Origin of the sequence: Enterococcus ratti (genome assembly GCF_001886195.1) — a bacterium.
Taxonomy (GTDB): Bacteria; Bacillota; Bacilli; order Lactobacillales; family Enterococcaceae; genus Enterococcus_B; species Enterococcus_B ratti.
In genome coordinates, this window is sequence record NZ_JXLB01000021.1 from 1 (window position 1) to 15,373 (window position 15,373).

The following is a 15,373-nucleotide window of genomic DNA, read 5'->3' on the forward strand; positions in this document are numbered from 1 at the left end:
AGAAGCCGTGAATGCGTTATTTAATGGTGAAACACCAAAACCGGAAAATACGCAAGAACAATTCAATGAAGCATTAAATAAAGTAAATGCACTTTCTAAAGAAGAAGCAAAACTATTAAAAGATAAATTAACTGTAGCCTTTCTTGCACTGTCTACTTATAAACAAGAAATTCATACAACGAACTTACCTTCAAATAATGCCAATGCAGAAATTCGCATGGGACAGGGGCATGATAGACAAGATTTAGGACTTCAAATCCAACAAGGAGCAACCATTACAATTAAACAGACTAACCCAAAATTTACTGGAAATCTAACCTTGCGACTATTAACAAATGATTCTCATACTGAATCAGCAATTAATTTTTCTAAAAGTAACGTTTCACTCACAGCCCAAAGTTTAGCTGTACCATTTGTTGAAACACCTTATAACCAAGAAAACGGGGAAAAACCAACCATCGAATTTTCCGTAAATGGTCAAAAAATACTCTTGCCAAAATTTAATAAGCAAACGGCGATGGCAGATTTCCAAAATGCTTGGAACGCTACAAACGGTTATGCTTTAATTCAAGGAAAAAGATTTCAAATCTTTTTACCTGAACGCAATAAAACCCAAACATTAGGTAAAGACTTAAATCAGTTGATTAATCTTTATGATAACGAAATTATTGGTTATTATAATGAACTCATTGGTTTATCAGATAACGATCCAAATCCTTTAAATCGTGCTTCTGAAAGAAGATATTTCTATAAAGCAGATGCGCATGGTGTAGGCGCTTTGTATTATGGCGGCGCTTGGGCTGCTCAAAACAGTCCTTCAGGAGATGCTTGGCTAAGTGATGGCTGGGGTACCTTACATGAAACTGGACACGGTTATCAAGGAAGCTTTATGAACAAAGGCATGGAAGTTGGCGAGGTATGGAATAACCTTTATGGGGTAATTTACAACTATAAACATATGGGCAAAGAAGCGGCAGATAGAAATTCTTGGCTTTATGATTATGGACGTAAGCAGACTATTGAAAACTCTTTAAAAACCAGCATCACTGGAAATAATCCACAGTTTAACAGCCAAGACGTTAGAAAGAAATTAGTAATTTTATCCAATATCATTGATAAAGCAGGCATTGAAGGATTGCAAAACTTCTACATTAATTATCGTAAATTTGCAAATGCTCCTGGCTTTAATGCCAATAATTACCCATTACCTGATTTAATCACAGCAGAAATGGGCGCACCAAAGAAAGTTGATTTTTCAGCAATTTTAAATGCTTGGGGATTGACCGTCTCTGATCAAGCAAAACAAACAGCAAAAGAAAATAATTATCAAACTGTTGCCCATTTAGCTCAAGTCGTGCCAGACGATCAATTGAATGCAGCGATTCAACGGTTGACAACAAATAATCGTCTAAGTTCTGTTTTATCTTTAGTTACCAATGAAGAACTAAAACCATTGAATCTAACAAGTAATGTGACGTTAAACTTTAAAGACGGCGACTTATTTACAGGAATGAAGTTACGCATTTTCGATGGCAAAAAACTATATAAAGAAATTACTTTGGGAGCCACTCCTGTCACACTTGATAATATGCCAAATGGGGTTTACTCTTTAGAATTAGAGACAAACACTGGGTATATTCAAAAACCTTATCTTTTTGTAAAAAACAGCGGCACAATCACTATTTCTTTAAACAACTATCTTAAGGAAGCAACTGAAGCAGTCAACCGACTTTTCCAAGAAAATGATCCTACTAAAATTAAAACTAATCTTATGCAAAAAGATCTAGATCAAGTGAAACAAAAAGTTACGGCATTACCAGATAGCAGTCAAAAACAAGCATTATTGACTAAATTAGATCAAGCCTTTAATCAGTTACAAGAATTTACTTTCCGTGGATTAGGAAACAGCCATTTTGCTTCTTTTGACGTAATAAATGGTGTAGCAACGGTTCGTACAAATGCTGGCCAACCTCATTGTTATTTCAATGATCGTTATGCAAGTATTACTATTGAACGTAACAATCAAACCGTTTATCAAAAAGAATATATTGGTGATCATAACTACGCGACAGCAACAGATACGATTAATTTGAGAGAAGGCGATCTAGTTACTGTCACCCATCGTGAACCTAACGATATACGTTTAGCGATCAATCATGCGAATTTGAAAAATAATACAAGTGGCACTTATCGCTATGATGTAAGAAATGGTCAATTGATTCTTAAACAATAATGAAGTTGAAAATGATAATTGCAAAAAAATGAAGTTTAAATAGCAGCATTTTACTTCAAAAATAAGCCGAAATTCACAAATCTTGAAAAAGAAAAGTTGTGAATTTCGGCAAAACTTTGCGAAAAACTAGCTTCTATTCTCATAATTTAATTCATTCATTCCATATCATCTAAACTAATTGTGACCTTCCCTCAAGAGTTAGTCTAGAATCTAATTTTTGAGGGAAGAGTTTTTATAGCACTTATCTACTTCTTTTTACAATTCTTAAAAAAACAATAAGATTACTACAAGAATAGACGTATAAATTAAAAATTTTCCTATTCGTACATACCATAAGATTCTCATTATTATATCTCGCATTGTGTTTGTGAATGAATAAGTCTATGATTAAAATCATTCAACGGCTTTCTTTGAACGTCCTTTATTCATCATTTCTTTAATATCACTTTGTCCTTGACACAACATTTACCTAACAAGCTAGCGCCGATAACAGCCCGAACTAAGACACCACCAATCAATCAAAACACCATAAGAAGCTTTCGTTAACTGTAAATCCTTGCTGTTCTTAAATTTGCTCATTTTATTTTGCCTTACTAGTTGTGTGTTCATTAATTCCTCCATTTACAAATTTTTCCGTCCAACTACCATTCCCAAACATACAATTGTTTCTTTGAATAAACCCTAAACATATTTCATCTTTGCATCCTCGTATTTTACAATTAAAGACTGGATAAGTTCCTTCGCTTTTTGAAATTCTGGACGCAAACTTACTTGACGTTTTACAGTCGGTTTATTTATTTCAACTACAAATTCTTTGTAGAAACTATTCGATTCCGTAATCATTAGCTAGTTGAATGAAACATTGGTGCAGATATTTCACGATTCATCACTTGTTCTAAAGGATAAATTACTTGATAAAAACTAGGAAGTATCACACGAAAAAAGGAAATATAAGATAACAAAACAGGAAATAATTTTATTTTTTCTTTCTAACTTTTTCATTTTCAAGATAATGTTTTCATTATTTTGTTTTAACCTATTTCTTTTTTTCTCAAACACAAAATGAAAAAGAAGAATTTATTCTATTTTTTCTTAAAAGTATTAGTTTATATACACGAAAAAGCGCTTAAAAATTTTTCAATAGTGAATACTTATTTTCTCTAAAATTCCTAATAATAAAAAAGCTTCAACCTTTTCATCAACAAGCTAAAAAAGGAAGATGCCTACAGCAATAAGCCGAAGAATCACGAGATGTCCCTCTTTTTGAATTCTTCAACTTATTTTCACGAATCGTTGTTTTATGTTTATTGATCCTTCTTATTAACTTCGTCTTAACAAATAACAGTCATTCTTTTATTTCACAAACATTGCATCGCCAAAACTAAAGAAGCGGTATCGCTCGTTGATAGCATGTTGGTAGGCAGCTAATGTCAATTTTCGACCAGCAAAGGCGCTCACAAGCATGACTAACGTTGATTTGGGTAAATGAAAATTAGTTGAAAAAGCTTCAACAATTTTAAATTGATAGCCCGGTGTAATAAAAATATCCGTCCAACCACTATCTGCTTTAATCTTGCCATTAAATTTTGTTCCAATTGTTTCTAGCGTTCGAATAGAAGTAGTCCCTACTGCCACGATCTTTCCGCCATTACGACGCACTTGATTTAACTTTGCAGCTGCTTCTTCTGTTAGACGATAAAATTCACTGTGCATTTGATGTTCTTCAATCTTCTCTACGCTAACCGGTCGAAACGTTCCCAACCCCACGTGAAGGGTCAGATAAACCAATTCCACTCCCTTTGCTCGGATTTCTGAAAGTAATTCTTGTGTGAAATGCAGCCCTGCGGTAGGCGCTGCTGCTGAACCATTTTCTTTAGCATAAACCGTCTGATAACGGTCAGGGTCTTCTAAACGTTCTTTGATATAAGGCGGTAACGGCATTTCTCCCAAAGATTCAAGAATTTCCAAGAAAATGCCTTCATATGCAAATTCAATGATTCTTCCTCCGTGTTCCAGTTCTTCTTTTACGACTGCTTGCAAACGCCCATCTCCAAATGAAATCCGCGTGCCTGTTTTTGCTCGTTTCGCTGGTTTAATTAACGTTTCCCAAGTGTCACCTTTTGTATTTGTTAGGAGCAAAACTTCAAGATGAGCACCGGTTTCTATCTTTTCCCCATATAAACGTGCTGGTAGCACACGTGTGTTGTTCATAACTAACGCATCACCAGGATGTAGTTCTTCAAGAATAGCATGGAAATGTTTATCTTCCATTTCTCCTGTTGTACGATTTAAAACAAGTAACCGAGAATGATCGCGCGTTTTTAATGGAGTCTGAGCAATCAGTTCTTCTGGTAAGTCAAAGTCAAAATCTTCTGTCGTTAACATATCGTCACTCACTTTCTATCTTCTGCCTTGTTATTCTAACACTTTTAATAGGAGCTTGGCAAAGCCTGCACTCTAAAAAAGCAGAATGATCCTATCAGCAAGTAACTTTGAAACTCTTGAAAACCTTCCACCTCATCCATCAACAAATACTAACTCAGACGAATGCATAAACACCGTCCTTATTTTTTAAGATTAACTTTACTTTATTTCACTCTTCTCTTGTTTTTTTAATGAACGAATCGCTTCTTTAATATGTTCCATCGTAAAACGTTCAATTGTGCCATTTCCTTCTTGTTCAACTAATTGATTGAATGGTTGACGATCATTTTCTTTTACAATCGCTAAAATTCCTTTCTTGCCTTTAGGAATGCAATTAGCTACATAGTGAAAGACATTTTTAGCTTTTTTACCTTCATGACGTGCCTGTTCAAATCCAATGACGTCGCCAATCGCCCAGCCTAAAATAGAACCTAATGGACCACCAATAAACCCAATGACAATTCCTAAAATACTATCTCGCCACTCTTTTTTTTCACCTGAAAGATTTTCAAAGTCAACAACGGTAAAATCTGTTCGGTCAAATCCTCGTTGCATTAGCATAATTTGTTGAACATTTGCGTCTGGTTTCAAATCATTTCTTTTTAGTTTATTAAACACGTCCAAACAAGAAACTTCTTCTTCAAAGCTCACTACAGCTAATGTATAATCAGAAGCGTCTTTTTCTTCCGGACTCAGATTTTCCTCTTCCATTTCATAAAAAACAGCATAATCATTCAAATCTCCTGAAGCAATTTTAGTCAATAGCCATTCCATTTGGTCAGCCTGTTCTACTGTTACTTTTTGAAATTGACTGATTTGCTCGGTTAATTCTTTGTATTGCTCTTTCGTTAAAACTTTCCCATTTTTCACATTTTTGTAATAATCCATTATCCCTTTCAGCTCCTTTATTAGTTCTCTAATAAAACATACCTTAAGACGATTCCTTTTTTCTGCTTACTTTTTTTAAAAACAAAAATAAATAAGAAAATATCCAATGAAAATAAGAATCTTTCAAAAATTAAAGCAGCGAAGTCACCAAAACAACACCTACAAAAAAACAGCCGTAGCATTTAGAAGATAGAAAAAATCTATTTTCAAACGTTACGACTGATTCTTTTAAAATACTAAAAATACAACAAACTGGCTAGAAGATTTGCTTTATTTGAATACTTTTTGCCTACTTTTCTTATTTTTTTAAATGGTAACTATACGTACTAATCACGATATTTTCTCGCCAAGACAAGCGAAGTCTTAATCGTAAACTCGTTTGATTGTGCAAGATGTTTTGCCATCTACGATTAGGAACAAATTGTGGAATCAACACTGTCGTCGTATAATTTTGCTTAGCTGCTTTTTTACTGACTAAATCAACATACCGAATAATCGGATTTTCAATTGAGCGATAGGAAGAATGAACGACGGAAAAACGCACGTCAGGAAAATGCTTCTTAAAATCTGCTTCTATTTCTTTTTCTTTTGCCACATCTTCATCTAATGAAACGTGCATGGCTACTACGTAATCCCCAATGGAACGAGCATAATTGATTGCGCCAATATTTACACGTGTTACATTCCCAACCAGTACAAGAACTGTATTTCCATCATAATCATGTAACTTAGCATCCGTTTCAAGACGCAACTGTTCTGCCACGTTTTTATAGTGACCATGGATTTTATAAAAAATATACATCACAATTGGCATAATGATAAAGAAAGGCCAAATATCTCCTAAACGATAAACAAACAAAATGGCAATGATCGCATAGGAGATAAATGCTCCTGTAATGTTTGCGAGAGACTTGCCCAACCATTTCTTTCCTTCTTTTTTCCATTTTAAAATCATTCCCGTTTGCGATAATGCAAAAGGAATAAATACACCAATGGAGTACAAAGGAATTAATCGTTCCGTTGAACCATGAAAGATAAACAATAAAATAATGGAGCCAAAAGCTAAGGTCATGATCCCATTAGAATAACCCAAACGATCGCCTCGATCTTGAAACATATGAGGCATAAATTTATCTTTTGCTAGATTATAAGCCAAGACTGGAAAGGCCGAAAAACCTGTATTCGCAGCAACGGCTAAGATCAAAGCCGTTGCAAATTGCAGTACATAATATAATACGCCTTGTCCAAAGACGGCTTTTCCAATTTGTGATAATACTGTTACTTCTTTTTCAGGAACAATTCCATACCAATAGTTGATAAATGTAATTCCTACAAAGAAAAAGCCAAGAATCAAAGCCATCATCGTTAAAGTTGTCGCCGCATTTTTTGCACGTGGTTTCTTGAAAAATGGTACAGCGTTACTAATTGCTTCTACTCCTGTTAAAGAAGAAGAACCGGAAGAAAAAGCGCGTAAAATCAAGGCAACAGAAACACCCGGGATTGCCGCCCCCGGCAAAGCTGTTGCGTGCAGAGGAACTGCACCGGTGAGAATATTAAACAAACCGACTGCAATTAACAGTGTAATAACAAAAATAAATGTATACACTGGAAAAAGTAAGAAAGAAGCAGATTCTCTTAACCCACGCAAATTGAGCATCATCAATAATAAAACGATGGCAACAGAAATCGCCACTTGGTGTCCATACAATGCAGGTATGGCAGACGTAATCGCTTCGGCGCCGGCTGAAACAGAAACGGCTACCGTTAGCATGTAGTCGATCAATAAGGAACCACCCGCAATCAATCCAGCTTTTTCCCCAAGGTTTTCACTACTGACAACGTATGCGCCGCCACCGTGAGGATATGCATGAATAATTTGTCGATATGATAAAGTTAATGAAATCAATAAAATAATAACAAATGCAGCAATTGGCAACGAATACCAAATGGCCGCAGTTGACAAAGCAACCAAAACAACTACGATTTGTTCTGTACCATACGCAATAGATGATAATGCGTCCGAAGAAAGCAGCGCTAGAGCAGCAAAACGAGTTAATTTATGCGCATCATTTTCAGCAGATTTTAACGGCTTACCTACTAATAATCTTTTTAAGTAATCCAATTTTTTTACTCCTTTACACACGTATTTGCTTCAAAAATCATTCATGTCAAAAATTTATCTTAAACAAGATGTTATAGTACGCTCCCAAAATATAAAAGTCAATAAACTTTCATAAAATTAATTGGAAAAAATTAGAAAACTACATTCTTTTTTTCAATCATGTATTAAATGATCCTTTGCTGGAATTTTCTCGCTTGTTTCTTTCTATTTAAGAATTTCTTCGTCTTTTTTCATCTCGCCTATTCACTTTTTGTGGCTATGCCTTTAACTTATTCATCCTTGAAATGCTCAAAATATACTCTTTTTTGTTGCCTTCTTAAAAAGAAAAATAGAAAATTTTTTTCATTTACTTGAGTGGTTCATCGACTTTTTCTGATTTGTCGGAGCTAGCTTTATATAGAAAATAAACATATTAAAAACTTTACATACGGATTTTTTTAAGCAGCAACGAATAAGACCTCACTAGACGCAAATACTCTTTTTGGTCCGATGAGGCCTTATGACTGTTCTAATGGAAAATGTGACTCTTATGTGCCGCTTCTTTAAATTTGACCATTTTTTCTTGAATGTATGGTGCAATAGCCGTGCCTACTATTCCAAAGCCTACAAATAAACCAATCATGATCCAAATCGCTTTTGTCGCATTTGGCCAATAAATCCCACCCGCCGACTCTCGTAAGAGGTTGACAGCATGAGTAAACGGTAAGAAAGGATTAATCATTTGGAAGAACTTACCGGATACTTGAATGGGGTAGTTTCCTCCGCCTCCAGAAATAGAGAGCACCAGAATAACAATAGCGATCCCTTTTCCGACGTTATCAAATAACGCAGCTAAAACATAAACGATCATCATAAAAGCCAAGGCAATTAAAACAGCGAACGTTACGCTGTAAACGGGATTATGAACATCTACTCCCAATAAAAATATATTTCCTAAAGTAACGATCAAGCTTTGTGCCACCGCCATTGTCAAGAAAGTCAGCATTCGCGCAACAAACTGTTCTCGTTTCGTAAAATGATTTCTTGCTTTTTTATCCAAATAATAATCGGTTGTCGCAACACTTGAAAGAAGTACCGCTCCGACCCACAAACATAACGCTGTATAAAACGGCGTGCTGGCCGATCCATTATTTGCAATAGGATACATTGTAGTTGTTTGTAATTCTACGGGACGAGTAAAGAAATCACTTTCTTTCGTAGCATCTAGTTTTAACAGCTTAATGACTTCTCCTAAATCAACTTCCTTTTCTCCTTTACGAATCGCAGCAGCTGTCTTTTGAATACCACTTTTGATACTTGGCCACTCATTTTGAATCAAATCGGCAGCGGCATTTACTGCTGACTCCACTTGCGGCATCTTCTCGTTAACAGTAGTCAGTGTACCGGTAATCTCATTTTTTAAAGTAGGCCAATCGTTTTGAATAAAGTTTGCTGCTTGGTTCAATTTATTTGCTAAGACAGGCAACTCATTGCTATAAAGGTCTGCGCCTTTATTGATTCCGTTGACGATCATTTCCATATGACCATTTAACATTGTATTAGCGTCATGAATTTCTTGACCAATAGAGGGAAGTTCTTTTTGATACTTTTCTAAGATCGTCACCGCATTTGCAACAGTTGCTTTGGTTGAACTTAATAGCGAATCAAAATCAATTTGATCGGCTTTACTTAACGCACCTTGTGCCGTTTTAATTGTATCAATTACTTGTTTTAATAAAGAGTGAACGGTCGCACTGACTTGACTGACATCAACACTTGAAATTAAGTTCACTACATTTTCGGCAGCTGTTTTGACTTCATTTAATAACTTGCTTATTGCATCCACATTTCCTTCTTGAATGGCTTGTTTCAAAGCCGGTAAGCGATTTTGCAAATTAGCTAAAACTTGTTTCACGTTTGTTAATGTATCAATAAGATGCTGCAATTTTGTATTGCCAGCCGATTCTTGTAATTGTGTCAAAAAAGTAATTAACTTCTCAAGCACTTGTTGTTGAACAGATAGACTATTCATAAGGTCATCCAACAAAGCAATAAGATGTTGTTTTTCTTCTTCTGATAATTGGTGATCGACAATCGCTTGATTGACATTTTCAACAAATAAACCAATGGAAGATGCCGCTTGACTAATTGATTGTAGCGTTGTTTGAACACCTGTTGTAACACCCGGTAAGGCTTCTTCTAACTTTTCTGCTCCTGTTCGAGTTTGAGCAGCCAAGTTTTTTGCTTGTAATTCCAAGTTTTTTACATCCGGTAAAATGTTTTGTACTTGCTGGATAATCGTTAATCCTTGTTTTGCTTCGGCAATTCCTTGATTCATCGTTTCTTGAATGGACGAAAAATCTCCATCAATTTCAGCAATTTGTCTGCCAGCATTTTGAATTTCAGGTATTTTTTGCTGCAAGTCTAAAATGATTTTAGCTTGTTCTTGCAATTGTGGCATTTTACTATTTAATTCAACTACTTTCTGCCCCATTTCATCAACTTTTGGTAGATAGTCGACAAAACCATTGGCTTTATTTAATTTTTCTTTGATAGCAGGCAATTGTTTTTGCAAGTCAAGAACTTGCTGGGTGTAGCCATCAATTGTATTGAGATTTTCATCCGTTGAAAGAATCATGGATTTTACTTTGTTGATACTTACTAAATTTGTATCAATATTGTACCCAATCTCATTAAATACCTTTAGTAAAGTCGAACTAGCTGTCTTGATAAACTCATCAGTGATTTGAGTTTGAATGGATGACGCACCTTTGTCAGTAATCTTAGGTGCAATCGCATTAATTTTTTCATTCACCGTATATTCAATTTTCGGTTTTTTAATTTCTCCAGTAATAAAACTTAATAAATCTTCTGAAAAATCTTTAGGCAGATAAATTCCTGCATAGTATTTTCCCGAGCGTACGCCCTGTTCTAATTCTACTTTTGAATCAACGAAGCGCCAGCCGAGTTGTTTATTTTTACGAAGTGATTTAATCACTTCTTTTCCAATTGCAACTTCTTTTCCTTGAAATTCTACCGGTTTATCTGCACTATACACAGCAATCGGTAATTCACCAGTATTTCCGTAAGGATCCCATAACGCTTTGATGTTGAACCACGCATATAACGAAGGGATAATCATAATCGCAATAATTAAAAGCGTTGCAATCGGATTTTTAAAAATTCTTTTCCAGTCAAGTAGAAATAACTTTAATGTATGTTTAATTGACCGCATAAATATCCCCTTCTTCTTTTTTTTAGCTGCATTACTTTACCATGTAACCCATGTAATTTTCAATTCTCTTTTTTCAAAAAGTATTAGAATTTGGACACATCAGTCAAAATGTCCGATTTTCTTTCGACCAGATACAAAGAGATCGTTCAAACTACGTGTTTTACTTTAACATTAATGAAAGAAGAAAGAAATTCCTCTAGTAGAAAATTTAGCATACTACACAAGAAAAAATAAGAAAATAGCTTCCTTTTCATGCACCTGTTAAATGAATGAAGGACATTCTTATCTTTACGTTGAAGTTTATCCTAAACATTAAGAATGGTTCTTGCATGGCTTCACGTCTTAATTAACACAAATTTGTGAAAGACTTATTTCCATCAAAAAAACAATTATAAATTCGTTATTTTTTAAGCACTACTTAAGAAAATAAAAACAGATTTTACTTATATTCCTTCCTTACTATTTAAAATGTCTATAAAAACATGAAAATTTAGACGTTGTTTTATAACATGCAGTTATTTTTTAAAGACATAGAAAAAATCATCCGTTTTCTTTTTTAAAAATAACAGATATAAACATCTATTCATAACATTTTTTATAATTAGTTTGTTATTTTACTCAATCTAACTCTTGTAGCTTTTCGGGATCAGAAAAGTTCAAAAAAATACCTTGCTACAATTTTGAATGACTCAAATTTTAAAATATAGAAACTAACAAAAACAAGTTCCTATTACTGAATTAAAAACAGTTCAATAAGGTTGGCATTTCTTCACTATTTTTCCGAAGTAAGTTTTCTTTTCACAAACCAGCTTTATCATTCCTTTTATATGTAAAGGTGTAATGCTTTTTTCTAACGAACAGGTGTTAATGCTTCAATTCCCACACTAATTTTGAGCGCATAATCAACTTCTGCCATAATTCTTCGATCTAGATGACAAACTTTTTCTTTAAGTCTTGACTTATCAATTGTTCTAATTTGTTCAAGTAAAATGACAGAATCACGTTCGATTCCTGTACCAGTTGCTTTAATTCCAATATGCGTAGGCAATTTAGGTTTTGCCATTTTGGCAGTGATTGCCGCAACGATGATCGTTGGACTAAAATGATTTCCTAAATTATTTTGAATGACCAAGACCGGACGCGTCCCGCCTTGTTCTGAACCTACGACTGGAGAAAGGTCAGCAAAATAAATGTCTCCTCTTTTTACCATAGGATTCTCCTTAATCTTGATATTCTCTAGGAATACGTGTTCCTAGTACACAAGCTACTTCATAGTGGATCGTGCCAAGTTGATCCGCTACTGCTTGCATAGGTATTTCTTCTTCTTGATTTTTACCGATCAATGTCACCTTTGTTCCAAGAGAAACTTTATGCGGTAAACGAATCATCAGTTGATCCATACAGACCCGCCCAACAATTTCACAAAACTTTCCTTCAACTAAAACGGAAAATCCTTGCATTTTCCGCAACCAGCCATCTGCATAACCAATAGGAACTGTTCCGATCCATTCCATTTTGTCCGTAATATACGTTTTACCGTAGCCAATTCCTTCACCTTTAGCTAATTGTTTTACTTGAATTAACTCTGACACTAATTCAAGAGCTGGTTTCAATGGATAGGGCTCTGTTAATGCGTGGCCAGAAGGATTTAACCCATACATAGCTATGCCAAAACGAATCATATTTCCAATTTTTTCATCATGCCACAAAGCTGTAGCGCTATTGCCGATATGGATATATTTTGGCAGTGAAGGCAATTGTTCAATAACTACTGAAAAACGTTGTAGCTGTTTTTTCCAATACATTTCATCAACTTGATCGGCTGTAGCAAAATGGGTATAAATTCCTTCCCATTCTAACACAGTGCTATCTTGAATCAATGCTACAGCTTCTATTACTTCCATGGGTGTCAAAAAACCAATACGTCCCATTCCTGTATCCACCTTTAAGTGAAGTGAAAGAGCCGATTTTAAATGACGTTCTTTCAGATAAGCAGCTGCCTTTTCCAACCATTCTTTGTTTCCTACAGTGATTGATAAATCATGGACAATCGCTAAAGTCAAGGCTTCAATAGGAACCATATTCAATATCACAATAGGTTGATTGAAACCAGCTTCTCGCAACTCAACCCCTTCGTCTAAATTAGACACACAAAATCCCGTAGCTCCTCCTTCAGATGCAGCTTTTGCAACCTGTAACGCTCCATGGCCATAACCATTTGCTTTTACAACAGCAAATAGCTCTTTTCCTTCCGGCAATCTAGCTAATTCATTTTTTACATTATCAGTAATTGCTTTTGTATGTATAATCACCCTAGTAGGTCGGTGCCAAGCGACAACCATGATCGTTCCTTCTTTCTAATCTTCTAAAATAATTTGTGCAAACACTAATTCATCCGTATGCGTAATACTAACCCAACTTTTACCTTTGTGAGGAGATTGGGATACTACTGGTTGACCCATCTCATTTTTTAAAATCTCAATTTCTTGAAATGTCACCTTTCCAATGCCTGTCCCCCACGCTTTAGCAAAAGCTTCCTTACAAGCATAGCGTCCTCCTAAAAATTCTACTTGCCGGTGAAAAGGTAAAGCTTGAAATTGTGCCATTTCATTCGGCGTTAGTACTCGATCAATAAACTGCGGTTTCTCTTTAATGATCTTTGCAATTCTCGGTAATTCAACTGCATCAATCCCAATTCCTCTTATCATAAGACTCTACTCTTTTCAAAAATTTTAGAACACTCTCATTCTACCAAATTCTCAATATTTTACCACCAATAAGTATGCAAATAACTAAAATGGAAGCTTCTCTTATATAAGAGAAGCTTNTGTACGTTATTAATCATTATTTTTACGAATGACAAATCCTCTTTTTTTATCGTTTTTTCTTTTATCGCTATGGGGATGTTGATGACCACTCTTGTTATATCCACCTTTTGATTTACTTCCTCGATAATTACTATTATCACGACGGTTACGGTTATTTCCGCCTCCACGTTTTCCATTTTTATTATAGCCTTTTTTCTGCATAGGTAATGGACGTTCTGGTGTGATTTTCACTGGCACTGCATCAGAAGGATCTTTAGCAGTTGTTTTCAACAGCAATGCAACTAAATCTTGCGCAGAATATTCTTCTAACAATTTATCTGCGGTTTGTAAATATTTATCTAAGCCATTTTCTTCAAGTTTAGCTTCGATTTGTTCAACTGCTGCTCCTAATTGCCCTTTAAATGCTTCTTTTTCCGTTGGCGGACGCAAAGTAGACATTCGTTTTTTCGTCAAGTTCTCAATTACATGCAAATAGCTCATTTCATTTGGTGTAACGAAAGTCACCGACATTCCGCCTTTACCCGCACGCCCTGTACGACCAATTCGATGAACGTAGCTTTCTGGATCTTGTGGAATATCATAATTATAAACATGCGTAACACCTGAAATATCTAGTCCACGCGCAGCTACATCCGTTGCAACTAAGATATCTAAATGTCCATTCTTAAATGAGCGCAACACACTCATCCGTTTTTGTTGCGAAAGATCGCCATGAATCCCCTCTGCTCGATATCCACGCGCTTCTAGTCCACGAGCCAATTCATCAACTCGTCGTTTTGTTCGTCCAAAAACAATCGTTAATTCGGGTGTTTGAACATCAAACAAGCGCGTCATGATATCAAATTTTTCATATTCTTTTGCGCGTACATAATATTGATCAATTAAATCAGCTGTCATTTCTTTTGCTTTAATCTTCACGTGAGTGGGATCTTTCATGAATTTTACGCCGATACTTTTGATTGCTGGCGGCATAGTCGCCGAAAATAGCAAAGTCTGTCTTTGCTCAGGCACTTTGGAAATGATCGTTTCGATATCTTCTAAAAAACCCATATTCAACATTTCATCTGCTTCATCCAACACTAAGGTTTCCACCGTACCTAGTTTTAACGTATGACGATTGATATGGTCAAGCATCCGTCCCGGCGTACCCACTACGATATGTGGACGGTCTTTCAAACTGCGAATTTGGCGACTAATATCAGCTCCACCATAAACAGCTTGTACTCGTACTCTTTTATCTCTGCCAAGACGATAAAGCTCTTCTTGCGTTTGAATGGCTAGCTCACGGGTAGGTGAAATAACTAATCCTTGTAATTCATTGCGCGTAGTATCAATTTTTTCTAACATCGGCAAACCAAAAGCAGCCGTTTTACCAGTTCCTGTTTGCGCCTGCCCAATCACGTCTTTTCCAGACAACGCTAAAGGAATTGTTTCTGACTGAATCGGCGTCGCTTCTTCAAAACCCGCACGTTCTACTGATTTCAATAATTCTGATGATAATTCTAATTCTTTAAATTTCAAATGAATCCTCCTATATAGTTGTTAACTGAGGATGTAGCTTAGATTTTTGCTACCCCGTCGCTTGTTCGGTCAAAGTGTTTGATTCTTTTTGACAGTGGCCGCGCACGTTTTTATCCATTCTTAGGCCCCTGCGGCTCCACCGA

Annotated in this window: 9 protein-coding genes and 2 pseudogenes; 1 reads left to right on the forward strand and 10 read right to left on the reverse strand. The window is 35.6% G+C overall.

The annotated features are described in order from the left end of the window. Positions 1 to 2,233: putative mucin/carbohydrate-binding domain-containing protein (locus tag RV14_RS09495; RefSeq protein WP_217265353.1), on the forward strand; the 2,233-nt coding region annotated here is incomplete at its 5' end. Positions 2,234 to 2,710: 477 nt separating this feature from the next. Here the strand turns inward: RV14_RS09495 and RV14_RS12865 are convergent. The 10 genes and pseudogenes from RV14_RS12865 to cshA all read right to left on the reverse strand — a co-directional run bounded on the left by RV14_RS12865 (position 2,711) and on the right by cshA (position 15,230). Further along, a complete protein-coding gene (locus RV14_RS12865; protein WP_281245805.1) occupies positions 2,711 to 2,842 on the reverse strand; it encodes a hypothetical protein in 132 nt (43 codons plus the stop codon). A 744-nt stretch (positions 2,843 to 3,586) separates the two neighbouring features. Beyond that, positions 3,587 to 4,618, reverse strand: coding sequence for a tRNA preQ1(34) S-adenosylmethionine ribosyltransferase-isomerase QueA (gene queA, locus RV14_RS09500; RefSeq protein WP_071856052.1), 1,032 nt, complete (start codon positions 4,616 to 4,618; stop codon positions 3,587 to 3,589). Between the two features lie 198 nt (positions 4,619 to 4,816). Continuing rightward, positions 4,817 to 5,545, reverse strand: a complete 729-nt coding sequence (locus tag RV14_RS09505) for a hypothetical protein (protein ID WP_071856030.1) — start codon at positions 5,543 to 5,545, stop codon at positions 4,817 to 4,819. A gap of 298 nt (positions 5,546 to 5,843) precedes the next feature. Continuing rightward, positions 5,844 to 7,667 (reverse strand): amino acid permease, encoded by a 1,824-nt coding sequence (locus tag RV14_RS09510; RefSeq protein ID WP_071856031.1) that lies wholly within the window; start codon positions 7,665 to 7,667, stop codon positions 5,844 to 5,846. Between the two features lie 508 nt (positions 7,668 to 8,175). Further along, positions 8,176 to 9,639, reverse strand: a pseudogene (locus tag RV14_RS13070) (YhgE/Pip family protein); the annotation flags it as partial. Between the two features lie 89 nt (positions 9,640 to 9,728). After that, positions 9,729 to 10,881: pseudogene (locus tag RV14_RS13075) on the reverse strand (YhgE/Pip domain-containing protein); the annotation flags it as partial. An 850-nt stretch (positions 10,882 to 11,731) separates the two neighbouring features. After that, complete coding sequence (locus tag RV14_RS09520) at positions 11,732 to 12,091, reverse strand: type II toxin-antitoxin system PemK/MazF family toxin (RefSeq protein WP_071856033.1); 360 nt, start codon at positions 12,089 to 12,091, stop codon at positions 11,732 to 11,734. A 10-nt stretch (positions 12,092 to 12,101) separates the two neighbouring features. Then, a complete protein-coding gene (gene alr, locus RV14_RS09525) occupies positions 12,102 to 13,223 on the reverse strand; it encodes an alanine racemase (RefSeq protein ID WP_071856034.1) in 1,122 nt (373 codons plus the stop codon). Between the two features lie 15 nt (positions 13,224 to 13,238). After that, positions 13,239 to 13,589: a holo-ACP synthase gene (gene acpS, locus RV14_RS09530; protein ID WP_071856035.1), complete on the reverse strand. Its 351-nt coding sequence runs from the start codon at positions 13,587 to 13,589 to the stop codon at positions 13,239 to 13,241. Between the two features lie 129 nt (positions 13,590 to 13,718). Then, entirely contained in the window at positions 13,719 to 15,230 is a 1,512-nt protein-coding gene (cshA, locus tag RV14_RS09535) for a degradosome RNA helicase CshA (protein WP_071856036.1), read from the reverse strand. Between the last annotated feature and the right edge of the window lie 143 nt (positions 15,231 to 15,373).